Annotated in this window: 22 protein-coding genes and 1 pseudogene; 8 read left to right on the top strand and 15 right to left on the bottom strand. The window is 71.3% G+C overall.

Annotated elements, in window-relative coordinates:
- Nucleotides 1–7: 7 nt before the first annotated feature.
- A complete protein-coding gene (locus ACLQ24_RS12445) occupies nt 8–865 on the bottom strand; it encodes a 3-hydroxyacyl-CoA dehydrogenase family protein (protein WP_425891329.1) in 858 nt (285 codons plus the stop codon).
- A 178-nt stretch (nt 866–1043) separates the two neighbouring features.
- On the opposite strand from ACLQ24_RS12445, the gene ACLQ24_RS12440 reads away from it, so the two are divergent.
- Nucleotides 1044–1334, top strand: a complete 291-nt coding sequence (locus ACLQ24_RS12440) for a hypothetical protein (protein ID WP_425891327.1) — start codon at nt 1044–1046, stop codon at nt 1332–1334.
- A 46-nt stretch (nt 1335–1380) separates the two neighbouring features.
- Here ACLQ24_RS12440 and ACLQ24_RS12435 read toward each other — a convergent pair whose 3' ends face one another.
- Nucleotides 1381–2160, bottom strand: a complete 780-nt coding sequence (locus tag ACLQ24_RS12435) for a class I SAM-dependent methyltransferase (RefSeq protein WP_425891325.1) — start codon at nt 2158–2160, stop codon at nt 1381–1383.
- 53 nt (nt 2161–2213) lie between these two features.
- Between ACLQ24_RS12435 and ACLQ24_RS12430 the strand changes: the two genes are divergently transcribed.
- A complete protein-coding gene (locus tag ACLQ24_RS12430) occupies nt 2214–2609 on the top strand; it encodes a PPOX class F420-dependent oxidoreductase (RefSeq protein WP_425891323.1) in 396 nt (131 codons plus the stop codon).
- 105 nt (nt 2610–2714) lie between these two features.
- Here ACLQ24_RS12430 and ACLQ24_RS12425 read toward each other — a convergent pair whose 3' ends face one another.
- Entirely contained in the window at nt 2715–2924 is a 210-nt protein-coding gene (locus ACLQ24_RS12425) for a BldC family transcriptional regulator (protein ID WP_007073996.1), read from the bottom strand.
- Nucleotides 2925–3175: 251 nt separating this feature from the next.
- A complete protein-coding gene (locus ACLQ24_RS12420; protein ID WP_425891322.1) occupies nt 3176–4015 on the bottom strand; it encodes a hypothetical protein in 840 nt (279 codons plus the stop codon).
- A 184-nt stretch (nt 4016–4199) separates the two neighbouring features.
- Here ACLQ24_RS12420 and ACLQ24_RS12415 point away from each other — a divergent pair, with 184 nt between their 5' ends.
- Both ACLQ24_RS12415 and ACLQ24_RS12410 read left to right on the top strand, forming a co-directional pair.
- On the top strand, nt 4200–5282 hold the full coding sequence (locus ACLQ24_RS12415; RefSeq protein ID WP_425891321.1) for a Glu/Leu/Phe/Val family dehydrogenase: 1083 nt from the start codon (nt 4200–4202) through the stop codon (nt 5280–5282).
- Nucleotides 5283–5584: 302 nt separating this feature from the next.
- Nucleotides 5585–5800: a DUF3073 domain-containing protein gene (locus tag ACLQ24_RS12410; protein ID WP_007454329.1), complete on the top strand. Its 216-nt coding sequence runs from the start codon at nt 5585–5587 to the stop codon at nt 5798–5800.
- Between the two features lie 141 nt (nt 5801–5941).
- Here ACLQ24_RS12410 and amcA read toward each other — a convergent pair whose 3' ends face one another.
- The 5 genes from amcA to ACLQ24_RS12385 form a co-directional block, all read right to left on the bottom strand.
- Nucleotides 5942–6178: a multiple cyclophane-containing RiPP AmcA gene (gene amcA / locus ACLQ24_RS12405; RefSeq protein WP_425891320.1), complete on the bottom strand. Its 237-nt coding sequence runs from the start codon at nt 6176–6178 to the stop codon at nt 5942–5944.
- A complete protein-coding gene (gene amcB, locus ACLQ24_RS12400) occupies nt 6147–7250 on the bottom strand; it encodes a cyclophane-forming radical SAM peptide maturase AmcB (RefSeq protein ID WP_425891343.1) in 1104 nt (367 codons plus the stop codon). The genes amcA and amcB overlap by 32 nt, the downstream gene beginning before the upstream one ends.
- A 126-nt stretch (nt 7251–7376) precedes the next feature.
- On the bottom strand, nt 7377–8531 hold the full coding sequence (gene purM, locus ACLQ24_RS12395) for a phosphoribosylformylglycinamidine cyclo-ligase (RefSeq protein WP_425891319.1): 1155 nt from the start codon (nt 8529–8531) through the stop codon (nt 7377–7379).
- Nucleotides 8532–8593: 62 nt separating this feature from the next.
- Complete coding sequence (purF, locus tag ACLQ24_RS12390; protein ID WP_425891317.1) at nt 8594–10132, bottom strand: amidophosphoribosyltransferase; 1539 nt, start codon at nt 10130–10132, stop codon at nt 8594–8596.
- 168 nt (nt 10133–10300) lie between these two features.
- Nucleotides 10301–10654: a sterol carrier family protein gene (locus tag ACLQ24_RS12385; RefSeq protein ID WP_425891315.1), complete on the bottom strand. Its 354-nt coding sequence runs from the start codon at nt 10652–10654 to the stop codon at nt 10301–10303.
- Between the two features lie 323 nt (nt 10655–10977).
- On the opposite strand from ACLQ24_RS12385, the gene ACLQ24_RS12380 reads away from it, so the two are divergent.
- Entirely contained in the window at nt 10978–12807 is a 1830-nt protein-coding gene (locus tag ACLQ24_RS12380) for a carboxypeptidase-like regulatory domain-containing protein (RefSeq protein ID WP_425891313.1), read from the top strand.
- 200 nt (nt 12808–13007) lie between these two features.
- Here ACLQ24_RS12380 and ACLQ24_RS12375 read toward each other — a convergent pair whose 3' ends face one another.
- From ACLQ24_RS12375 to purS, 4 genes are all read right to left on the bottom strand, one after another.
- Nucleotides 13008–13763, bottom strand: a complete 756-nt coding sequence (locus ACLQ24_RS12375; protein ID WP_425891341.1) for a 2-phosphosulfolactate phosphatase — start codon at nt 13761–13763, stop codon at nt 13008–13010.
- Between the two features lie 4 nt (nt 13764–13767).
- Nucleotides 13768–16482 (bottom strand): phosphoribosylformylglycinamidine synthase subunit PurL, encoded by a 2715-nt coding sequence (purL, locus tag ACLQ24_RS12370; RefSeq protein ID WP_425891312.1) that lies wholly within the window; start codon nt 16480–16482, stop codon nt 13768–13770.
- Nucleotides 16483–16549: 67 nt separating this feature from the next.
- On the bottom strand, nt 16550–17233 hold the full coding sequence (gene purQ, locus ACLQ24_RS12365; RefSeq protein WP_425891310.1) for a phosphoribosylformylglycinamidine synthase subunit PurQ: 684 nt from the start codon (nt 17231–17233) through the stop codon (nt 16550–16552).
- Complete coding sequence (gene purS / locus ACLQ24_RS12360; protein WP_425891308.1) at nt 17230–17493, bottom strand: phosphoribosylformylglycinamidine synthase subunit PurS; 264 nt, start codon at nt 17491–17493, stop codon at nt 17230–17232. The genes purQ and purS overlap by 4 nt, the downstream gene beginning before the upstream one ends.
- Before the next feature lie 276 nt (nt 17494–17769).
- On the opposite strand from purS, the pseudogene ACLQ24_RS12355 reads away from it, so the two are divergent.
- Together ACLQ24_RS12355 and ACLQ24_RS12350 are read left to right on the top strand one after the other, a co-directional pair.
- Nucleotides 17770–18021, top strand: a pseudogene (locus ACLQ24_RS12355) (trypsin-like serine protease); the annotation flags it as partial.
- A gap of 23 nt (nt 18022–18044) precedes the next feature.
- Nucleotides 18045–18608: a YbjQ family protein gene (locus ACLQ24_RS12350; RefSeq protein ID WP_425891307.1), complete on the top strand. Its 564-nt coding sequence runs from the start codon at nt 18045–18047 to the stop codon at nt 18606–18608.
- Between the two features lie 144 nt (nt 18609–18752).
- Here ACLQ24_RS12350 and purB read toward each other — a convergent pair whose 3' ends face one another.
- Nucleotides 18753–20177: an adenylosuccinate lyase gene (gene purB, locus ACLQ24_RS12345; protein ID WP_425891306.1), complete on the bottom strand. Its 1425-nt coding sequence runs from the start codon at nt 20175–20177 to the stop codon at nt 18753–18755.
- Nucleotides 20178–20256: 79 nt separating this feature from the next.
- Nucleotides 20257–21549, bottom strand: a complete 1293-nt coding sequence (locus tag ACLQ24_RS12340) for an acetyl-CoA C-acetyltransferase (RefSeq protein ID WP_425891305.1) — start codon at nt 21547–21549, stop codon at nt 20257–20259.
- A 55-nt stretch (nt 21550–21604) separates the two neighbouring features.
- Here ACLQ24_RS12340 and ACLQ24_RS12335 point away from each other — a divergent pair, with 55 nt between their 5' ends.
- A complete protein-coding gene (locus ACLQ24_RS12335) occupies nt 21605–22987 on the top strand; it encodes a 3-oxoacyl-ACP reductase (protein WP_425891304.1) in 1383 nt (460 codons plus the stop codon).
- Nucleotides 22988–23168 lie beyond the last annotated feature (181 nt).

The following is a 23168-nucleotide window of genomic DNA, read 5'->3' as shown; positions in this document are numbered from 1 at the left end:
ACCGCGCTCACCGCTTGACCCCGCCGTCCCAGCGGTAGAAGCCATGCCCGGACTTCTTGCCCAGCCGCCCGGCGGCCACCATCTCCACCAGTAGCTCCGGCGGCGCGAAGCGGTCCCCGTACGCGGCCTGGAGGGTGCGGGCGATGTCGAGGCGCACGTCCAGGCCGACCAGGTCGGTGAGTTCCAGCGGCCCGATCGGGTGCCGGTAGCCGAGCACCATCGCCTTGTCGATGTCGGCCGGGCTGGCCACCTGGTCGGCGACCATCCGGATCGCCTCCAACCCGAGGGTCGCCCCGAGGCGGGAGGTGGCGAAGCCGGGCATGTCGCGTACGACGACGGGGTCCTTGCCCAACCGGCCGGCGAGCGCGACGGCCGCGGTGGTGGTGTCCTCGGCGGTGGCGGGGCCGACCACGATCTCCAGCAGCGTCATCGCCCAGACCGGGTTGAAGAAGTGCAGGCCGAGGAAGCGCTCGGGCGCGTCCAGCCCCACGGCCAGCTCACCGATGGCGATGCTGGACGTGTTGCTGCCGAGCAGGGCCGGGCCCAGGGCGGCGGCGGCGCGCAGCACCGCCCGCTTCAGGTCCAGGCGCTCCGGCACCGCCTCCACGATCACCTCCGGTGCGGGGGCGACCTCGGTGAGGCTCGGGCGCAGGGTCACCCGCTGCCGGTTCACGGCGGCCTCGTCGGCGGTCAGCTTGCCGCGCTGCACCGCCCGCTCCCACAGGTCGGCGAGCCGGGTCAGCGCGGTCGCGCCCCGGTCCGCGTCCACCTCGACCAGCTCGACGGTGTGGCCGGCACCGGCCGCCACGTACGCGATGCCGAGCCCCATCGTGCCCGCACCGACGACCACGAAACGATCGTTCACCACGCCTCCCTGTCCGCCCGGGCAGCGCGCGGGATTCCCGCCGCGCCGGCCCGGGTGCTCGGCCCGTTGCGCTCGTTCATGGTGCGACCCTAGACAGCACGCCGACCCCGCCCATGCGTGGGGGAGTGCGGGATCGGGTACGTACGGCCCGTCAACCCAAGGGAAGGACCGCATCGAGATGAGCCAGGCACCGGAGAGCGTCACCTCCGACTCCGAGACCGTGGAGACCCGGGGCGACGAGCGGGTCGACCTGCTGCGCGCCGATACCAACAACGACGGCAAGACCGACGTGTGGGTGGTGGACACCGACGGCGACGGCAAGGCCGACCTGTTCCAGTTCGACACCGATGGTGACGGCAAGGTGGACATCACCATGGTCGACATCGACGAGGACGGCACCCCCGACGAGGTGGTCGACGGCGACGGCGGCCTCCCGCCCGAGCCGCTGCCCCCGACCGTTCAGGTCTGAGCCGTACGACGGCTCCTGCGCTCGTTCGCGAGGCAGGAGCCGTCGCTCAGCCGGCAAGACGCAGGGTGGCCAGGTAGTAGGGGGCGTCGCGCTCGTCCACATCGGTCAGCTGCCAGCCGCTGCCGTGCACCAGCTCGGCGAACTCGTCGGGCGAGCAGACCAGGTAGTCGAACCACTCGGTGCCCAGCTCCCGGTAGCGCAGACGGAGCCGTAGCTGGCCACCGAACCGCCCCCGGCGCCGGTTGCGCTCGTGGTAACCGGTGTGCAGCGGGTCGCGGGTGCCGTACGGGTTGGTGCCGTGCGCGATGATCTGCGCCCCCGGCCGCGCCAACGCGGCGAGCGCGGCCAGGAACACCGGTGCCCGCTCGCGCCCCTCGAACAGCCCGAGGTTGTTGCCGAGCAGCAGGAACGTGTCGTAGCGCTGCCCGTCGGCGACGTGCGTGTCCACCGTCCCGTGCACCAGCCGTCGTACGCCACGACGCCGGCTCACGTCGAGCGCGCCCGCCGACGTGTCCAGCCCGGTGACCGGTACGCCGCGCTCCTGGAGCAGCAGCGCGATCCGGCCGGCCCCGGTACCGACGTCCAGCGTCTCGCCCCGGGCCCGGTCGACGGCCCGGTGGTCGTACGGCTGCCAGTCGGCCGGCCCGTCGAGGTAGTGCGCCGCCGGAGCGCCGTTGATCAGACCGTCGTCCCGTTCGATGATCTCGATGACCGGCCGGGGCAGTCGGCCGCCGACCATCGGCCGCGGACCGACCCCGGTCGCCACGGCGAGCGCGTCCCGCAGCAGTTCACCGACCACGTCACCGATTCCAGGCTCCCCCGTCACGCCGTTCACGCTATCTGGCCGCTCAGTGGCCCGCAGCGGCCTATCCTGGCGGCGTGACCATGCTGGACCGACTGTCGGCCGAGAAGTACATCCTGCTCACGACCTTCCGGAAGGACGGCCGGGCGGTGCCGACCCCGGTCTGGTCGGTCCGCGACGGAGACGCACTGGCCGTGTGGACCCGGGCCGACTCGGGGAAGGTCAAGCGGATCCGCCACAACGGCGAGGTGACCGTGGCGCCGTGCGACGTACGGGGTCGACCGCATGGCGCGGAGGTGCCCGCCCACGCGACTCTCTACGGCGGTCGCGACACGGGTCGGGTCCGCGACCTGCTCAAGCACAAGTACCGCCTCATCGGTCGACTGAGTCTGCTGGGCAGCCGTTTGCGTCGCGGCGAGGGCGGCACGGTCGGCATCCGGGTGACGTTGACCGGCCCCGACGACGTCGGCTGACGCACTGCCGACTGACGCGCCGCTGTCCAGGGCCGGCGCGGGGGCGGACATGAAAAGGGGCGGCGGATCGAAATCCACCGCCCCTTTCGGGAAACCTCTATCGGGTCAGTCGCCCTGCCGCTGCTGCGGGATCTGGCCCTGCAACAGCGCCCTGACCTCCGACTCGCGGTATCGACGGTGGCCACCCAGAGTGCGGATGGCGCTGAGCTTGCCCGCCTTCGCCCACCGGGTCACCGTCTTCGGGTCAACACGGAACATCGACGCCACCTCGGCCGGTGTAAGCAGCGGCTCTGGTTCGTGCGTTCGCGATGCCATCGGTCACTCCTCCACATGTATAGACATCGGCCGGGGTCCCGCCGGCCGACGCGTCTCCCATGGTCCGGCTAGTCCCCGATGTCCGACATGGGCCGAACGGATGAAGGTCCCTAGACGGACGGATGAACCATGCCCGATTTTTACGACTTTTACACGGCAGAAACCATCTTATTCGGACTCATGATCACGGTTCGTGATGCGTCAACTACGAGACACCCTCGTCTTGGGAGCGCTCCTAGGGGTGATTTGCCTTAATTGCACCGCTCCAGCAGCTGCACGGCGCGCCAGCGGGCCACCAGCTTGTCGTACGCCGCCGACGCCTCGTCCGCCTCGCCCCGCGACAGGCCGGCAAGGCCGGCCGCGACCAGCTCCGGCGAGTCGTCCGCAGCAAGAGTCTCGTCAGAGAGCAGGTCGACCAGGCCGCCGTAGTCCAGCTCCACCACCGAGCGCGGGTGGAACTCCTCCAGCCACCGGGCCGCCTCCTCCACCGCCTCCGTGATCGGCGCCTCGCCCACCGACTTGCGCAGCACCGACAACGCACGGGACGAGCGACGACGAGCCTTGGAGATCTCCGTCCGGTAGCGCAGCGCCCGCCGGTCCGGCTGGGTGACGAAGTCCCGCTCCGCCGGGTCGAAGAGCACGAACCACCGCAGGGGTACGCCCCAGGTGGCGATCTGCTCATGCACCCGGGGCACCCCGTGCTCCAGCACCCGCGCCCCGCTGCGCCAGTCGTCGACGACCGCTCGGGCCTGCCCAGCGAGCACCGGCGGCACGAACGCGTCGGCGAGCACCGAGGGCACCCCGTCCCGGGCGTTGAGCGCCGCCTCAGCGACCCGGATCCGCAGGTTCCAGGGGCAGACCAGCAGGCTGTCGTCCGTCTCCAGGACGTACGCCTCCTCGGGCAGGTCGGGTAGGCGGGTCCAGCCCGCGCCCAACGCCTCGATCACCGCCGTCCGCTGGCGGCCGGGTCCCTCGACCGGGGCGACCGCCCGCCCCTCCGAGACGTAGCGACGCCAGTAACTCTGCCGGTCCCGGTCGAAGGCGGTCAGCGGCTCGTACACGCGCAGGTAAGAAGCGAAGAGCGACGGCACCGCGCGATCCTCCCACGAACCGCACCCCGGTGCGGCCAGCGGCCGGACCGCGCGCGCCGCACCGTGGGACGGCGGCGGCGCGTCGGGCGCCCGCACGGCGGCCAATACTAGGCTCGATCACACCGGCAGCATTCCAACAGGTCCGCGTCCCACGAGGAACGCACACCCCCTCCAGGAGCCAGTCATGGGCGTATTCGCGAGCACCGACGACCCGGTATCGACAGGTCACGAACAGGTCGTCTTCTGCCAGGACAAGCAGAGCGGCCTCAAGGCGATCATCGGGATCTACTCCACGGCACTGGGGCCCGCGCTCGGCGGCACCCGCTTCTACCCGTACGCCAGCGAGGACGACGCGCTCGCCGACGTGCTCGACCTGTCCCGCGGGATGGCGTACAAGAACGCGCTCGCCGGACTGGACCTGGGCGGTGGCAAGGCCGTCATCTGGGGTGACCCGGAGCAGATCAAGAGCGAGGCGCTGCTGCGCGCGTACGGTCGCTTCGTGGAGTCGCTGGCGGGCCGCTACTACACCGCCTGCGACGTCGGCACCTACGTGGCCGACATGGACGTCATCGCCCGCGAGACCCGCTACGTGACCGGCCGTAGCGTGGAGCACGGCGGCGCCGGCGACTCGTCGATCCTGACCGCCTGGGGTGTCTTCCAGGGGATGCGGGCGGCCGCCGAGCACGTCTGGGGCGCGCCGAGCCTGAGCGGCCGCCGCGTCGGCGTGGCGGGCCTGGGCAAGGTCGGCAAGTACCTGACCGGGCACCTGCTGGACGACGGCGCCGAGGTGGTCGCCACGGACGTCAACCCGAAGGCACTGGCCTGGGTACGCGCCAACCACCCGCAGGTCAGCCTGGTGGACGACGCCAGCGCGCTGGTCGCGGCGGACATCGACGTGTACGCCCCGTGCGCGCTGGGCGGCGCGCTGAACGACGACACCGTTCCGGCGCTGCGCGCCAAGGTGGTGACCGGTGCGGCGAACAACCAGCTCGCGCACCCGGGCATCGAGAAGCTGCTGGCCGACCGGGGCATCCTCTACACGCCGGACTACGTGGTCAACGCCGGCGGCGTCATCCAGGTGGCCGACGAGATCGAGGGCTTCAACTTCGACCGGGCGAAGCTGCGGGCCACCCGCATCTACGACACCACCCGGGAGATCCTGCGCCTCGCGGACGCGGAGGGCGTGCCGCCGGCGGTCGCCGCGGACCGGCTGGCCGAGCGGCGGATGGCCGAGGTCGGGCGGCTGCGCACGATCCACCTGCGCTGATCCGCCCCGGGGGCGGATCGACCGGGATCCGCCTCCGGGCCTCCCGCAATGGCCAGACTCGGTAAGCTGAGTTCCGGGTCACGTTTGGCATGTTTTGCCCGGTGTCACGGGCGCTCTCCGTTCCGCTCCTTACCAGGTACACTGGGTGACGGCCGGATCGCCGCGACGCGCAGAGCCGGCTGGCGGTAACCCGAGGTGCCGAACGATGGCATCCCCATGTACCGTAAGAGCCACGAGAGATGCCTGACGTCATCGGGGCCCGCCTTCGGGCTGCCCCGCATTCTGTGCGAGGGGGTCGAGCCATGGGGCGCGGCCGTGCTAAGGCCAAGCAGACGAAGGTGGCCCGGGAGTTGAAGTACCACTCCCCGAACACCGACCTCACCGCCTTGCAGCGCGAACTGGCGGGTGCTGGTAAGTCTGAGCACCACTTCGACGACGACTCAAAAGAGTTCGTCGACGACGATGATGAGAATCACGCGGACGACGACCCCGATCCCTGGGTCCGTCCGACCCGCTGACCTCTCGACGCAAGCTGAGCACGCGGTAAGCCCCGCGTGCTCACGCATGTGTCCTTCGGGAGCGAGATCGGTGCCGATCATCAGGGGCCTGCCCTGGCCGGGAATCACTCCGACCGCCGACAGGCCCCTGATCACGGCCGCCTAGCGCGGCCGGTTGTTCCAGTTGTAGAAGGTCGGGATGTTCTCGAAGTGGTTCCAGGCGCAGACCGCGCTGTCGCCGTCTCCGCCCGGCACCTCTGCCCGCAGCCGCCGCGCGTCTGCGGCCTCCTGTAGTAGCGCGACAAGCCCGGGGGCGGCCTCCCGCACGCGTTCGGTGACTCTGTCCGGGGCATCGTCCGCTTCGCGCTCAGGCCGCCGGTGACTGGTGGTCTCGGGCATGCTCCAACACTCCCTCCAATAGGCGGATCTTGCTGTTGCGGCAGTGCTCGGTCTCCGTACCGTCAAAACGCCCCAGCTCGAAGTAACGGTTGGCGGCATGACCGCCGCCACAGAAGCCGAAGTAGGGGCACGACGCTCGACACGCCTCCACCCCCGCCAGGAACTCGCCGACCCAAGGCGTCGACGCCGCACCGGCCAGGATCTGGGCCAGCGGGGTGGTCAGCACGTTCCCACTGCTGAAGTCGCCGTAGCGCGGGTCGGTGAAGCCGGCCAGTTCCGGGGAGAGCACCGTCACCGACCCGTCGTGCCCGATGGTCGGAATCGGATCGAGCCGGCGGGGCAGCACACCGTCCGCCGAGCCGTCGAGGACCGCCGCCGCGTACCGCAGCGACCACTCGACCTCGCGGAGGTGGATCCGGGGCGCCCGCCGCCAGGCCGTCACCAACTCGGCCCAGAAGGTGGTCACCGCCGCCGGGTCATGGCTGTTGTCGCGGGTGTTGACGCCTTCGGTCTCCTCGATGTTGATGCCCAGCACATCGCAGCCCAGATCGAGGAAGTAGTCGTACAGCTCCGCGGCGAGCCCCGGCGTCGGCCGGGACACCACGGCCAGCGCGGAGAAGGGCAGGTCGTGCCGGCGCAGCGCGGCCACACCCCGCAGAATCCGGTCGTACGCCGGCTGACCGCCACGGTTGACCCGGTCGCCGTTGCGCTCCCGGGGCCCGTCCACGCTCACGCTCACCCGCATCTCGTGCCGGGCGAAGAAGTCGCACCACTCGTCGTCGATAAGCGTGGCGTTGGTCTGCACATGGTGCTCGACCTCGGGCCCGAAGGGTGCGATCAGAGCGGCCAGGTGCTCCCGGCCGGCCGCCAGCGGCTCGCCACCGTGCCACACCACGGAGAAGCGACCGGACGCCGCCCACGGGTTGACCGCCGCCGCCACCGCCTCGGCCACCGGCACCGACATGCGCCGGTCGGCGGCCCGAAACGGCAGGTAGCAGTACGCGCAGTCGAGGTTGCACAGGGTGGTGGGCTGCATGACGACGTACGACGGGACCGCGGCCAGACCGCGCATCCCGCTGAACGGCAGTTCCCCAGCAGCCATCACCCTCCTCCGCCGAGCCCGAGCCTTTCAGGCTAGGCGGCGCTGGCCACTCGGGTGAAGCCCTGATCAAGTACCCGTACGATCACCGGAACGTGATCATCCTCGAGTGTGCTGACCCACCATCTGGACGTTACCGGTGCCCTCGATGATCTCGCCCGCCTGCCAGGCCTCGACGCCCCGACCCGTCAGCGTGGCCAGGGCGCGATCCGCGTCCTCGGCCGAGACGATCGCGAACATGCCGACGCCCATGTTGAACGTCGACTCCATGTCCTGGTCGTCGATCCGGCCCTTCGACTGGATCAGGTCGAAGATCGGCTGCGGCTTCCAGGTGGACCGGTTGACCACCGCGTCGACGTGCTCGGGGAGCACCCGCACCAGGTTGCCCGGGATGCCGCCGCCGGTGATGTGCGACAGCGCCCGCACCTCGGCCTCGGCGATCAGCTTGAGGCAGTCCTTGGCGTAGATCTTGGTCGGGGTCAGCAGCTCCTCACCGAGGGTCCGCTGCCGGCCGAAGTCGTCGATCACGATGTCCAGCCGCATCCGGGCGGCGCCGAGCAGCACGTGCCGGACCAGGGAGTAGCCGTTGGAGTGCAGGCCGGAGGAGCGCATGGCGATGACGACGTCGCCCACCTCGACGCGGTCCGGGCTGAGGATGTCAGCCTCTTCGACCACACCGACACCGGTGGCGGAGATGTCGTACTCGTCCGGGCGCAGCACGCCGGGGTGCTCGGCGGTCTCCCCGCCCAGCAGCGCGCAACCCGCGTACCGGCAGCCGTCGGCGATGCCCGCGCCGATCTCGGCGACCTTGTCCGGAACGACCTCGCCGGTCGCGATGTAGTCGAGCAGGAACAGCGGCTCGGCGCCGCAGGCCACCAGGTCGTCGACGACCATCGCGACCAGGTCGATGCCGACCGTGTCGTGGATGTCCATCTGCTGGGCGATGACCAGCTTGGTGCCGACACCATCCGTGGAGGACGCCAGGATCGGGCTCTTGTACTTCTTCGTGTCCAGCCGGAACAGGCCGGCGAAGCCGCCAAGATCACCCAGCACCTCGGGGCGTCGGGTCTGGCGCACCTTCGACTTCAGCAGCTCCACCGCACGGTCGCCCGCGTCGATGGAGACCCCGGCGTCGGCGTACGAGACCGAGCGTTTGCCCCTCTGGCGGCCAGCGCCGCCCGTCCACGGCTGGTGGTCGCTGCCAGCGCCGTTCGGGCTGCTTCCTGCGCCGCTGCGCTCGGACACGTGCGTCACGGTTCTCCCCTTTTGTGGTTCTCGGTGCCGCACCGGCGGTGGCCGGGCCGCGCCAGTTGGTGCTACGGGCGGTTTGCGGTCACGCCGCCCGGAGTGGCGACGAGCGGGCCGAAGCTGTCCGGGGTCTCCGACGTCGCGTTCGCGACCCGGCGGCCCATCCCTTCTAGCACGTGCTTGCCGATCAGATTGCCAGCCGGAAGCTCGATCGGGTACTCCCCATCGAAACACGCCCGACACAGTCGGGTCTTCGGCTGCTCGGTTGCGGCGATCAGGCCGGGAAGCGAGACGTAACCCAGCGTGTCGGCGCCGATGGAACGCCGGATGCCGTCGTTGTCCAACCCGTTGGCCAGCAGCTCCGCCCGGGTGGCGAAGTCGATGCCGTAGAAACACGGCCAGCTGACCGGCGGGGACGAGATCCGGACGTGCACCTCGAGCGCCCCCGCCTCGCGCAACATCCGGACGATCGCCCGCTGCGTGTTGCCGCGCACGATCGAGTCGTCCACGACCACCAGCCGCTTGCCGCGGACGTTCTGCCGCAGGGGGTTGAGCTTGAGTCGGATGCCGAGCTGACGCAGGGTCTGCGACGGCTGGATGAAGGTACGCCCCACGTACGGGTTCTTCATGAGACCCGCGCCGTAGGTGATGCCGGACGCCTCCGCGTAACCGATGGCGGCCGGCGTGCCGGACTCGGGCACCGGGATGACCAGGTCGGCCTCGACCGGGTGCTCCTTGGCCAACTGCCGGCCGATCTGCACCCGCGCCGCGTGCACGTTGCGCCCGGCGATTGTCGCGTCGGGGCGGGCGATGTAGACGTACTCGAAGAGGCAGCCCTTCGGCTCCGGCGCGGCGAACCGGGTCGAACGCAGCCCCTCCTCGTCGATCGCGATCAGCTCACCGGGCTCGACCTCGCGCACCACGCTCGCGCCGACGATGTCCAGCGCGGCGGTCTCGCTCGCCACCACCCAGCCACGCTCCAGCCGGCCGAGCACCAGCGGGCGTACGCCGTGCGGGTCGCGGGCCGCGTACAGCGTCGACTCGTCCATGAAGACGAAACTGAACGCCCCGCGCAGCTGCGGCAGCACCTCGAGCGCGGCCGCCTCGACCGACAGGTCGGGGCGGCCGGCCAGCAGCATGGTCACCAGCGAGGTGTCGTTGGTCGAGCCATCCGCGACGAGGCCACGCTCGGCGACCTCCTTCTCCAGCTCGGCGGTGTTGACCAGGTTTCCGTTGTGGGCCAGCGCGATGGTCGTGCCGGAGCTGGTCGACCGGATGGTCGGCTGGGCGTTCTCCCAGTTGGACGCGCCGGTCGTGGAGTACCGGGCGTGCCCGATCGCCAGGTGGCCGCGCAGGCTGGCCAGAGTGGGCTCGTCGAAGACCTGGGCCACCAGACCGAGGTCCTTGTAGACCACCACGCCCGAGCCATCGCTGACCGCGATGCCCGCCGCCTCCTGGCCGCGGTGCTGGAGGGCGTAGAGGCCGAAGTAGGTCAGGTTGGCGACCTCTTCACCGGGGGCCCAAACACCGAAGACGCCGCAGGCATCCTGGGGGCCAGGTCGTTGTGGATCAAGGTCGTGGCTCAGCCGGCCGTCGCCTCGGGGCACTACCGCTCCCTCATGCTGGTCTGGACCGGCCTGGCGGGGATCACGGGGCGGATCCACACTCCTCGGCCGGGACCACTGTCGTCGCCTGACAGTATACGCGAGTCAACGTCAATACAGAACGTCACGATTGCGCTGCCGAGAGTAGCGATCACTCGGACATCGGGGCAGCTAGAGGGGCAGATAGGCCGAGATGTCCGCCCGCACGCCGCTCACCTGAACACGACCACCCGCGACCGCCTCGGCCCACCCGAGCCGGCCCGTCGCGAGTTCCAACCAGGTCCGCGGCGACATCTCGACCACGTTCGGAGGGTTTCCTCTGGTGTGTCGAGGACCGGGGGCGCACTGGATCGCACCGTATGGTGGGACGCGCACCTCCACCGATCGGCCGGGGGCGCGCTCCGCGAGTACGGCCAACAAGGACCGGACCGCCTCCCGGAGTACCGACCGTTCGGGCGTACGCCCCTCGTCAAGCGCCGCCAGAGCTGTCACGACGGCGGTGGACTTATTGTGCGGAGAGGACACGGCGGGACGATACGACCCACCGGTGGAGCACCCGACACTGGCCCTGGGTCGCGCCGATCCAGTGGGACAAGGCATAGTGGCCGACGGCGTATTCGTACCGTGATGATCCCCGGCCCGGCGCCCCGCCGGCCAAAGGGAAGTCAGCCCGGAAGGCGGTGGACGTGTCAACACACCGACGTGCCTGGAACCAGCGGGCCGGTGTGGTCGTAGCCCTGGTTGCAGGCGCTCTGCTCGCCGCCCCCGCCACACCAGCAATGGCCGCTCCAAAGGTCACCAACGTCTCAGCCTCCCCAGGCACCGTCCAAGCCGGCGGCGAGACGACAGTGAGTTACACACTCAGCTTCGACGACCCGGTAGTTCCCGCCGACATAACTGTCGGCTCCGACAACCCCAAGCTTCAGTGCATCGAGGGTTGCTCGCAGGGGAACGTAACCGAGGCCAAGACCTACACGGCCAAGTTCAAGGTGGCAGACGACGCTTCGAACGGGTCCGCCCGCGTCACCGTCAGGGCCAGCGCCGGGTTCGGAAACGGACAGGGCTCGACCACGGTCAACCTCACCGCGAAGGCCGCTCCGCCGCCGCCGCCGCAGAACCAGACCGTGAAGTCGGTCTCCGGCAAGGTGGTCGTGAAGGCGAACGGCGACGCGGTGCCGAACGCGATCGTGATCCTCCAGGACACCGGCGGCCACCGCTACGACACGATCAGCGACGGCAGCGGCAACTTCCGCTTCAGCGGCAGCACCCAGAACCCGATCACCCCCGGTCGGATCGACGTGGGCGCGTCGGCCAACAACATCAACGCGATCAAGAGCTTCAACGCCAACGCCGGGCAGTCCGTCACCGGCCAGCGGATCAGCCTCGAGATCAAGGTCGAGGTGACGCCGAGCCCCACCCCGTCGCCCACCGCCGACGCCACCCCCACCGAGGAGGCGACCGAAGAGGGTGCCGAGGAGCAGCCCTCCGAGGAGGCCAGCCCGGGCGCCCCGGCGAACGCCAGCAACGAGAACGACGACGGTGGCGGCTTCGGCTCGTACCTGATCATCCTGCTCGGCGGCCTGCTCGTCGCGGCCGGCGTCGGCACGATCGTCCTGCTGTGGATGAAGCGCCGCGAGAGCGGCGACGACGATGACGAGCCGCCGGCGGCTGGCGCGGCCGGTTCCGCTGGTGCGGTGCCGGCGGCCCGTGGAGCCTTCCACGGGCCCGACGACCAGACCCGGGTGGTCAACCGCCCCGGTGGCGGGCCCGACCCGACCATGGTCGGCGGCGCGGCGCTGAGCGAGGCGCCGACGATGATGCACCGCCCGGTCGTGGACGACGTCCCGCCGGACCCGTACGCCGCGCCCGCCCAGCCCTACGGGGCGGCGGACCAGCAAGGTTGGGGTGGCTCCGGCTACGACGACGAGCCCGCCCAGGGCGGCTACAGCGGCTACGGCAACGCCCCCGCCTCGGGTGGTGGCTACGGCACGTCGGCGACGCCGGACGGCGGCTACGGCGGTGGCGCGGCGGACAGCTACGGCGCCGCACCCGGTTCCGGATCGGGCTACGGCGGTGCCGCGGCCCCGGGCGTTGGCTACGGTGCCGCGCCCTCCTCCGGGGGCGGCTACGGCAGCCGTGACTACACCGCGCCGGCCGGCGCCGGGGGTTACCCGCCAGCTCCCGCTGGTGGGGCGGCAGGCTACGGCGAGCGCTTCGACGAGCCGACCGGCCGGTACACCGGCGACAGCGCGCAGTACCCGGCTCCGGCCGACCCGTACGCCACCGGCGTGTACCAGCCGGAGCAGCAGGGCCAGGGCTACGGCCAGCCCGATCCGACCACGCCGCACGGCGGCGGTCGGGGGGCGGAGCCGAGCGGCGGCTACGGCCAGCAGACCAGCGCGTACGACCAGGGCGGCAACTACGGGCAGGAGCCTCCGCAGCAACGCGGCGGCTACGACGACCGGAGCTACGACCAGGGCGGCTACGGCCAGCCCGCCAGCGGGTACGACCAGGGCGGCAACTACGGGCAGGAGCCCCCGCAGCAACGCGGCGGCTACGACGACCGGAGCTACGACCAGGGCGGCTACGGCCAGCAGCAAGGTGGCGGCCGGGCCCGGCCGGACGCTCCCCCACCCACCGAGCGCAGCGGCCGACGCCTCGACTGGCTGGACGACTGACCCTTCCCCCGATACACGCCGAACGGCCGCCCGAATTTCCGGGCGGCCGTTCGGCTGTCACCGCTGACCGCGCGCCCACCGCATCGGCGTGATCGCCCCGCCTTTCAGGAGGGCGAGGGCGAGGGCGAGGGCGACCCGGATATACCGACTTCGCCGGCCTGCTCGGGCCGGTCGCGTGTCATCAGGCGGCAGACGTGTGGTCAGGCGGCGGAGTAGACGCCCTGGCGGAGCAGCGGTACGACGTCGGACACGCCCACCTGGACGGCGATGTCCACGTCGGCCTCGAAACCGCCTTCGGTCAACTCTCGACCGGACACGCTGCCGCGTACCGCGGCGGGTACGTCCGGAGTGCTGGCCAACGCGGCGAGCGCCATGGCCGCCTCCACGGAGAGGCCGCCCGGTACCCCGGACAGCGCGTCCAGCACGCTCGCCGCGCCGAGCTGGTCCTCGACCGACGGGCGCAGCGACCCGTCGGGCCACCGCTCACCCGAGGCGATGACGCCGATCGGAGCACCCGTCGTCCCGTACCCCTGGCGGCACAGCCAACGCCCGACGGCGCTGGCGTTACGCAGACACGCCGCGACCACCGGCAGCCCGGTGGCGCTGGCAGCGGTGCTGATGGCCGAGCCGTTCGGTGAGGGCAGCACCAGGTCCGCGACGATCGGCGCGGCGCTCAACGCGGCCGGTGAGAGCGACCACGGATGGTCGGCTGCCACCCGGCGACGACCGACCGCCGCCACCGCGCCGACCCGTAGCGCGTACTCGGCGGCCTGCTCGCCCCACGGGAAGGGGTGCACCCGCATGCCCCGGGCGACCGCCACCTCCACGGCGGTGGTGAACGAGAGCACGTCCACCACCACCAGCGCCGCGCAGACCCGGCCGAGCTCGGCCGCCCCGGTCAGACCCCAGTCGAACCTGGCACCTGACCCGGGCTGGCCGTAGACGGCCGCCGTCAACGCCTCAGCGCTCGTCAGGCGACGGTTCGGTGGCACCGGAGTCAGACTCGGACGGCTGCTCCGGCCCGATCGGGTCGACAGCTCCGGTCTGCGGGGACGGGCCGGCCGACGCGATCGGCTCGGAGAGCACCTCCGACGCGTCCACCGGCTCGGCCGGGGCACCCGGCAGCGGCACGGCCTCGACCGCGCCCGCCACACCGGCGGCCGGCGCGGGCACCTCAGCGACGGCGGGCTCGGGCGTCCCACCAGCGGCCTGTTCGGACGTACCGTCAGCGGCCGGAACCTCGACGGCGGCGGTGCCGCCGAAGAGGCGCGGCAGCGTCTCGGTGTGCGCGGCGCGCAGCTCGTCCAGACCGATCCGGAACTGGCCGTGCACCTCGAGCGCCCCGCCGGACGGGTCGGTGACGCCGATCAGCTCGAACGGCACGCCCCGCTCGGCGCAGAGCGCCGCGAACGCCTTGTCGTGGCCGCGCGGCACCGACACCAGCGCCCGCGTGGCGGACTCGCTGAACAGGTAGACGAACGGCATCGAACCGTCGGCGAACTGCTCCGGCACGGCGATCCGGGCGCCGACGCCACGCCGCAGGCAGGACTCGACCAGGCTCTGCGCGAGACCACCGTCGGACAGGTCGTGCGCCGAGCTGAGGTGACCCACCCGGGCGGCCTCGGCCAACAGGTCGGCCAGCGCCTTCTCGCGAAGGAGGTCGACCTGCGGCGGGATGCCGCCGAGGTGCTCGTGCGTCACCCAGGCCCACTCCGAGCCGGACAGCTCCACGTTCGTCTCACCGAGCAGGTAGAGCTGGTCGTGGTCGCCGCCGGGGCGCGGGACGAAGCCCATCGGCACCCGGTCGGCCACGTTGTCCAGCACACCCAGCACCCCGACCACCGGGGTCGGGTGGATGGCCGCCGCGCCGGTCTGGTTGTAGAAGCTGACGTTGCCGCCGGTGACCGGGATGCCCAGCTCCAGGCAGCCGTCCGCCAGGCCGCGTACGGCCTCGGCGAACTGCCACATCACGCCCGGGTCCTCCGGGGAGCCGAAGTTGAGGCAGTTGGTGACGGCGATCGGCTTCGCGCCGGTCACCGCCACGTTCCGGTACGCCTCGGCGAGGGCCAGCTTGGTGCCGTGGTACGGGTCGAGCCGGGCGTACCGGCCGTTGCCGTCCACCGACAGCGCCACGCCGAGCCCGGTCTGCTCGTCGATGCGGATCACGCCGCCGTCCTCCGGCTGGGCGAGCACGGTGTTGCCCAGCACGTAGCGGTCGTACTGCTCGGTGACCCAGGTCTTGTCGGCCAGGTTCGGCGAGGCGATCATGCGTAACAGGGTCTCCCGCAGCGCGTCCGGGTCGGACGGTCGCGGCAGCGTCTCGGCACGGTCGGCCTGGAGCAGGATCAGGTCGGCCGGCTCACGCATCGGTCGGGCGTAGACCGGCCCGTCGTCCACCAGCGAACCCGGCGGAACGTCGACGACCAGGTGGTCCTGCCAGGTGATCAGCAGTCGACCCGGGCGGCCGTCCGGCTCCGGTGCGGTGACCTCACCGATCGCGGTGGCGAGGACGCCCCACTTCTCGCAGGTCTTGAGCACGGCGTCGAGCTTGTCCGGCTCGACGACCAGCAGCATCCGCTCCTGCGACTCGCTGGCCAGGATCTCGTGCGGGTCCATCGAGGGCTCGCGCAGCGGAACCCGCTCCAGCCAGACCCGCATGCCGGTGCCGGCAGCGGCGGCGGTCTCGGTGAGGGCGCAGGTCAGGCCGGCGCCGCCCAGGTCCTGGATGCCGACGACGAGCTGGCCGTCGTACAGCTCCAGGCACGCCTCGATCAGCAGCTTCTCGGTGAACGGGTCGCCAACCTGCACGGCCGGACGACGGGCCTCGCTGCCCTCGTCGAAGGTGGCGCTGGCCAGCACCGACACGCCGCCGATGCCGTCGCGGCCGGTCTTGGCGCCCATCAGCACCACGACGTTGCCGGGGCCGGCGGCGGCCTTGTTCTGCAGCCGATCGACCGGCAGGACGCCCAGGCAGAGCGCGTTGAGCAGCGGGTTGCCCTGGTAGGACGGGTCGAAGACCAGCTCACCACCGATGTTGGGCAGGCCGAGGCAGTTGCCGTAGCCGCCGACGCCGGCGACCACGCCGGTGAGCACCCGGGCGGTGTCGGGGTGGTCCGCGGCACCGAAGCGCAGCGGGTCCATCACCGCGACCGGGCGGGCGCCCATGGCGAGGATGTCCCGGACGATGCCGCCGACGCCGGTCGCCGCGCCCTGGTACGGCTCGACGAAGCTCGGGTGGTTGTGCGACTCGACCTTGAAGGTCACCGCCAGCTTGTCGGAGACCTGCACCACACCGGCGTTCTCACCGATGCCGGCGAGCAGGCGGTCGCTGTGCGGTGCCTTCTCACCGAACTGGCGCAGGTGCACCTTGCTCGACTTGTAGGAGCAGTGCTCGCTCCACATGATCGAGTACATCGCCAGCTCGGACTGGGTGGGGCGACGGTCGAGGATCTGCCGGATCCGGTCGTACTCGTCGTCGCGCAGGCCCAGCTCGGTGTACGGCTGCAACTCGCCCGGAGTGTCACCGGCGCGCGGCACGGTGTCCACGCCGTCGGTCCAGTCGGCCGTCGCCGGCTTCGTCGGAGCGGCAGTGGGCTGCGCCAGCGGCTCGGTCGGCTGCGCCAGGGCGGAGTACGCCTCCGGCGTGTCCCGTACCGGGTCCGGATGGGTGGTCATGACCTCTCCTCGCTGCGCTCGTGCCCGCCCGCCGGGCGGTCGAGCCGACCGATGATCGTTCCGCCGGTCATGCTGGCGCCCCCACCAGGTGCTTGAGGACCGAGGTGAAGAAGCCGAGGCCGTCCAGCGAGGGGCCGGTGAGCGCCTCCACCGCGTGCTCCGGGTGCGGCATGATGCCGACCACGTTGCCGGCGGAGTTGGTGATCGCGGCGATGTCGCGCTGCGACCCGTTCGGGTTGCCGCCGACATAACGGGCGACGACCCGGCCCTCGGCCTCGAGCTGGTCCAGCGTCGCGGTGTCCGCGACGTAGCAGCCCTCGCCGTTCTTGACCGGGATGAGCACCTCCTGGCCGGCCTGGAACGCGTTGGTCCACGCGGTCCCGGCCGACTCGATGCGCAGGACCTGGTCCCGGTTGCGGAAGTGCAGGTGCTGGTTGCGGGTGAGCGCGCCCGGCAGCAGGTGCGCCTCGCACAGGATCTGGAAGCCGTTGCAGATGCCGAGCACCGGCAGTCCGCCGTGGGCGGCGTCCACGATCGTCTCCATCACCGGGGCGAACCGGGCGATGGCGCCACAACGCAGGTAGTCACCGTAGGAGAACCCGCCGGGCAGGACGACGGCGTCCACGCCGTGCAGATCCTCATCGCCGTGCCAGAGCCGGACCGGCTCGGCGCCGGCGATCCGGACGGCGCGGGCCGCGTCCCCGTCATCGAGCGAGCCAGGGAAGGTGACCACACCGACCCGGGCGGTCACGAGCGGGCGTCCGCGGTCTCGTCGGTCTCGACCAGGCGGACGGTGAAGTCCTCGATGACCGGGTTGGCGAGCAACTTGTCGGCGATCTCCCGGGCCTGGTCCAGGTCCGGTTCACCGGTGAAGTCGATCTCGATCCGCCTGCCGATCCGAACTGAGGCGACGTCGCTGACGCCGAGCCGGGGCAGCGCGTTTGCGACGGCCTGGCCCTGCGGATCGAGGATCTCGGGCTTGAGCATGACGTCGACGACGACGCGAGGCACTGGGCACTCCTGACTGTGTACGCAGTTGGGTGCCGACCCACAACGGGCGAGCGCAGCCAGCCTACCTGGCAGATACCGCTGCGGACGCACCGGCCGGGCGCAGTTCAGGCAGTGATCCACAGAACCGGCGGCGAGGGCGACCGGCAGGGCGGGACAGGCGGCCCCAGCAGGGCGGTTGCGGCGCGCTGGGTAGTCGAATCGTTACATTAACTGACCTCGATTGGCTTCTTGAAAACGATGCCCGTCAGCCCTGGCTTCATCGATATTGCTCGATGCTGCTCCGCGTCCAGCCAGCTCAAGACCGCCACCGTCCGGGTGACCAGTACCAACGTCACCGACGCGTACGGCGGGCAGGCCATCCGCAGCACCCGGATCAACGGCAACGCCTGGCGGGGCGACTCGGGTGGCCCGCAGTTCTACAACGGCCAGCAGGTCGGCGTGGCCTCCACGGCCGCCGGCTACAACATCCAGAACTACGGCAACGTCGCGTACAACCGGGCCTGGATCACCTCGAAGGCCGGTGTCTGACGGTTAGCGCCCCTGCGACGCGGATGGTCGGCGCCGCGCCGGCCGTCCGCGCCGCGCCGTTTTGCAGCATCCGATCAGGTGAACACGGCACACGATCGGGTCGCGCCACTCCTGACAGCATCGGAAACGTGCTGGTCGTGACGACAGAGCAACTGCCCGGCTACGAGATCCGCCAGATTCTCGGTGAGGTGGTGTCATCGATGGCCAGAACGCGCAACCCGTACCGCGAGGGAGTCAAGAACCTGCGCGGTGGCGCGTACGACCCGATGGCGCCGGACAACCTGACCCGCTGGCGTACCGACTCGGTGACCCGCCTCGGCGAGGAGGCCCTGCGGCTCGGCGCGAACGCCGTGATCGGCATGCGCTTCGACAGCCGGGACTGCGGCGAGATGTGGATGGAGATCTGCGCGTACGGAACGGCGGTTATCGCCGTACCCACGATGCCCGAGGTCATGCCGGCCGACCAGCCGGCGGTGGCCGCGGAGACCGCCACCGACCCGGCCTTCGCGGAGTCCCTGGGCGGCATCGCCGAACCAGCCAGCGCCCCCAACCTGAGAACAGCAGCAGAAACCCCCACCGGCGAGTAGGGCCGACCCCCACCGAACCCGTTGATCATGGGATTAGCGGGTCGCCCGAGCCCGGAACCACCCGTCAACCTCATGATCAACGAGGAGGGGTCGGGGTGATCAACGAGGAGAGGCCGGGGTGATCAACGAGGAGGGGTCCGGGAGTTAGAGGATGGGGGGTGGGGTGTAGGTGGCCGCGTTGGGGTGGGTTTCCACCACCTTGGTGATTCTGCGGGTTACCGACTCCACCTGGGTCTTCGCCGCTCCTACGAAGGCGGTGCGGTCCGTTACCAGGGTGTCGATGTCGGCGCGGGACAGGCCGAGGCGGCCGTCGGCGGCCAGGCGGTCGAACAGGTCGTTCTCCGGAGCGCCCTTCTCGCGCATGGCCAGCGCCACCGCGACCGAGTGCTCCTTGATCACCTCGTGGGCGACCTCCCGGCCGACGCCGCGCCGGACCGCCGCCACCAGGATCTTCGTGGTGGCCAGGAACGGCAGGAAGCGCTCCAGCTCCCGGTTGATCACCGCCGGGTACGCGCCGAACTCGTCGAGCACCGTCAGGAAGGTCTGAAACAGCCCGTCGGCGGCGAAGAACGCGTCCGGCAGGGCCACCCGACGGACCACCGAGCAGGACACGTCCCCCTCGTTCCACTGGTCGCCGGCCAGCTCGCCGACCATCGACAGGTAACCCCGGATGATCACCGCGAAGCCGTTCACTCGCTCCGACGAGCGGGTGTTCATCTTGTGCGGCATCGCGCTGGACCCGACCTGGCCTGGCTTGAAGCCCTCGGTGACCAGCTCCTGGCCGACCATCAGCCGGATCGTGGTGGCCAGTGACGACGGCGCGGCGGCGGTCTGTGCCAGCGCGGCCAGCACGTCGAAGTCCAGCGAGCGCGGGTAGACCTGCCCGACGCTGTCCAGCACCCGCGCGAAGCCCAGGTGCTCCGCGACGCGTCGCTCCAGCTCGGCCACCTTGTCGGCGTCACCGTCGAAGAGGTCGAGCTGGTCGGCGGCCGTGCCGACCGGCCCCTTGATGCCGCGCAGCGGGTAGCGCGCGATCAGCTCCTCCAGCCGGTCGTACGCGATGAGCAGCTCCTCCGCCGCCGACGCGAAGCGCTTGCCCAACGTGGTGGCCTGCGCCGCCACGTTGTGCGAGCGGCCGGTCATGACCAGCTCGGAGTGCTCGTACGCGAGCCACGCCAACCGGGCCAGGGTGGCCACCACCCGGTCCCGGATCAGCTCCAGCGACGCGCGTACCTGAAGCTGCTCGACGTTCTCGGTGAGATCCCGCGAGGTCATCCCCTTGTGCACGTGCTCGTGCCCGGCCAGCGCGCTGAACTCCTCGATGCGGGCCTTCACGTCGTGCCGGGTGACCCGCTCCCGCTCGGCGATCGACGCGAGGTCGACCTGGTCGAGCACCCGCTCGTACGCCTCGACCACGCCGTCCGGGACGGCCACGCCCAGGTCACGCTGCGCGCGGAGCACGGCGAGCCACAGCCGCCGTTCCATCCGTACCTTCTCCTCGGGCGACCAGAGGGCGACCAACTCGGGCGAGGCGTACCGGTTGGCGAGCACGTTGGGGATCGTCGTCACGTACCTCATCCTCTCGCACCGGGCGAGCAGCCTGGGCAGGAGGCCCGGGCAGCGGTGGTGCCCAGCACGCGGGCGGGGCTCAGCGTTCCAGGATCGCCGTCACGCCCTGGCCGCCCGCCGCGCAGATGGAGATCAGCCCTCGTCCGCTGCCCTTGGAGGCCAGCAGCTTGGCCAGCGTGGCGACGATCCGTCCACCGGTGGCGGCGAACGGGTGCCCGGCGGCCAGCGACGAGCCGTTCACGTTGAGCCGGTCGGTGTCGATCGCGCCGAGCGGGGCGTCCAGGCCGAGCCGGTCCTTGCAGAACTCCGGCGACTCCCACGCGGCGAGGGTGGCCAGCACCTGCGAGGCGAACGCCTCGTGGATCTCGTAGTAGTCGAAGTCCTGCAACGTGAGCCCGGCGCGGGCCAGCATCCGGGGCACCGCGTACGCGGGGGCCATCAGCAGCCCTTCGTCGCCGTGCACGAAGTCCACGGCCGCCGTCTCCGACCAGCTGAACCAGGCCAGCACCGGCAGGTTGTGCGCGTTCGCCCACTCCTCGCTGGCCAGCAGCACGGTGGAGGCGCCGTCGGTGAGCGGCGAGGAGTTGCCGGCGGTCATGGTGGCCTGCTCGCCGTCCGGGCCGCGGGTGCCGAAGACCGGCTTGAGCGACCCGAGCTTCTCCAGGCTGCTGTCGGGGCGCAGGTTCTGATCGCGGGTGAGCCCCAGGTAGGGCGTCATCAGGTCGTCGAAGAAACCCCTGTCGTACGCGGCGGCGAGCCGCTGGTGCGAGTGCAGCGCCAGCTCGTCCTGGGAGCGCCGGTCGATCTGCCAGCGCAGGGCGGTACGGGCAGCGTGGTCCCCCATGGACAGCCCGGTACGCGGTTCGGCGTTGCGGGGGATCTCGGGCTTGAACGGCTGGAGCGGGCGGAGCTTCGCGGCGATCCTCAGCCGTTGGCCGACCGTGCGGGCGGAGTTGAGTTTGAGCAGCGTACGCCGCATGTCCTCGTTGACCGCGAGGGGCGCGTCGGAGGTGGTGTCGACACCGCCGGCGATGCCCACGTCGAGCTGACCGAGGGCGATCTTGTTGGCGACGAGGATCGCCGCCTCCAGGCCGGTGCCGCAGGCCTGCTGGATGTCGTACGCCGGGGTGTGCGGGTCGAGCCGGGAGCCGAGGACCACCTCGCGGGTGAGGTTGAAGTCGCGGGAGTGCTTGAGCACCGCCCCGGTCACGACCTCGCCGACCCGCTGCCCGGCCAGCCCGTAGCGGGCGATCAGACCGTCCAGCGCCGCGCCGATCAGGTCCGCGTTGGACGCGTCCGCGTAGCGGGAGTTGGAACGGGCGAAGGGGATGCGGTTGCCCCCGATGACCGCGACCCTCCGGATGCTCTGCACGATCCGCCTCCTCGGCAAGTGTTGCTCGAACCCTACTCGCCAGTAGGCTACGCCCATGACCGACAGGTACGCGAGCTTCGTCCAATCGGCCGCCGGCCGCGCGCTGGTCAAGCGCCTCGGGCTACCCGACCCGCCGCGACTGCGCCGACATCAGCCCGGCGACCCGCTGCTGCCCGGGCCGGCGCTGCTCGGCGCGGCCGGCGGCGGCCGGCTCGCCGAGCCGGTCACCACGATCCTGACCACCGCCGGGGTCGAGCTGCGCGACACCGGCACCGTCACGGCGCAGGACCGCTTCGGCGCACTGGTGTACGACGCCAGCGGCATCACCGACTCGACGCAACTGCGCCAGCTCTACGACTTCTTCCACCCGCACGCCCGCACGCTGCTGCCCAGCGGCCGGGTGATCGTGCTCGGCACTCCACCCGGCGAGTGCCCGACACCGCGGGAGGCGACCGCCCAGCGCGCCCTTGAGGGGCTGGTGCGCAGCATCGGCAAGGAGTTTGGCCGGGGCACCACCGCCCAGCTCGTCCAGGTGACCCGCGCAGGCAGTACCGCGGCGGACGGCCTGGCCCACTCACCTGGCACAACCACGAGCCTCGAATCGACCCTCCGGTTCCTCCTCTCCGGGCGGTCCGCGTACGTCTCGGGACAGGTCGTCCGGGTCGGCGCCGGCGCGGCGACCGCGTCGGCGGACTGGGACCGCCCGCTGGACGGGCAGGTCGTGCTGGTCACCGGGGCGGCCCGGGGCATCGGCGCGGCCTTGGCCCGGGTCCTCGCCCGCGACGGCGCCCAGGTCGTCGCGCTGGACGTGCCGGCGGCCGGGGACGCCCTCGCGGTGGTGGCGAACGACAGCGGCGGTACGGCCGTGCAGCTGGACCTGACCGTGCCGGACGCGCCGACCCGGCTCGCCGACCATCTGGCGACCCGGCACGGGCGCGTCGACGCGGTGGTGCACAACGCCGGCATCACCCGGGACAAGACGCTCGGCCGGATGGACGCCGACCGCTGGGACCAGGTCATCGACGTCAACCTGTCCAGTCAGGAGCGGATCAACGACGTGTTGCTGGAACGGAAGCTGATCCCAGCCGGCGGGCGGATCATCGGCGTGTCCTCGATCGCCGGGATCGCCGGCAACCGGGGGCAGACCAACTACGCCACCAGCAAGGCCGGCGTGATCGGCCTGGTCGACTCGCTGGCCCCGGCCCTGCGCGGGCGGGGGATCAGCGTCAACGCGGTGGCGCCCGGCTTCATCGAGACCCGGATGACCGCCCGCATCCCGCTTGTCGTCCGCGAGGCGGGCCGACGGATGAACAGCCTGGCCCAGGGCGGGCTGCCGGCGGACGTGGCCGAGACGATCGGCTGGTTGGCCTGGCCGGCGAGCGGCGCGGTCAGCGGCAACGTGGTCCGGGTCTGCGGCCAGAGCCTGCTGGGGGCGTGATGGCCAGGAGGAGAGAGCCGGACGAGCTGTCGGTCCACGAGCTGATCGAGGGCCCGACCGAGATCCTGTCGCGGGAGACGCTGGGCGCAATCCGCCGGCCGGAATCCGCCGACGCCGACCTGAGCGTCGAGCAGACGCACGACCTGAGCGCGTCCGCAGCCCAGGTGACCAGCGACCTGAG

This window comes from Micromonospora sp. DT4, from assembly GCF_049841675.1.
Taxonomy (GTDB): Bacteria; Actinomycetota; Actinomycetes; order Mycobacteriales; family Micromonosporaceae; genus Micromonospora.
Note: the sequence above shows the minus strand (reverse complement) of the source record. Positions and strands in the feature narration are given on the sequence as shown.

Coding starts and splice junctions, on each gene's coding strand:
- ACLQ24_RS12440 (WP_425891327.1), top strand. CDS start 1,044: ATGAGCCAGGCACCGGAGAGCGTCACCTCCGACTCCGAGACCGTGGAG.
- ACLQ24_RS12425 (WP_007073996.1), bottom strand. CDS start 2,924: ATGGCATCGCGAACGCACGAACCAGAGCCGCTGCTTACACCGGCCGAG.
- ACLQ24_RS12415 (WP_425891321.1), top strand. CDS start 4,200: ATGGGCGTATTCGCGAGCACCGACGACCCGGTATCGACAGGTCACGAA.
- ACLQ24_RS12410 (WP_007454329.1), top strand. CDS start 5,585: ATGGGGCGCGGCCGTGCTAAGGCCAAGCAGACGAAGGTGGCCCGGGAG.
- amcA (WP_425891320.1), bottom strand. CDS start 6,178: ATGCCCGAGACCACCAGTCACCGGCGGCCTGAGCGCGAAGCGGACGAT.
- amcB (WP_425891343.1), bottom strand. CDS start 7,250: ATGCGCGGTCTGGCCGCGGTCCCGTCGTACGTCGTCATGCAGCCCACC.
- purL (WP_425891312.1), bottom strand. CDS start 16,482: ATGACCACCCATCCGGACCCGGTACGGGACACGCCGGAGGCGTACTCC.
- ACLQ24_RS12350 (WP_425891307.1), top strand. CDS start 18,045: ATGGTCGGCGCCGCGCCGGCCGTCCGCGCCGCGCCGTTTTGCAGCATC.
- ACLQ24_RS12335 (WP_425891304.1), top strand. CDS start 21,605: ATGACCGACAGGTACGCGAGCTTCGTCCAATCGGCCGCCGGCCGCGCG.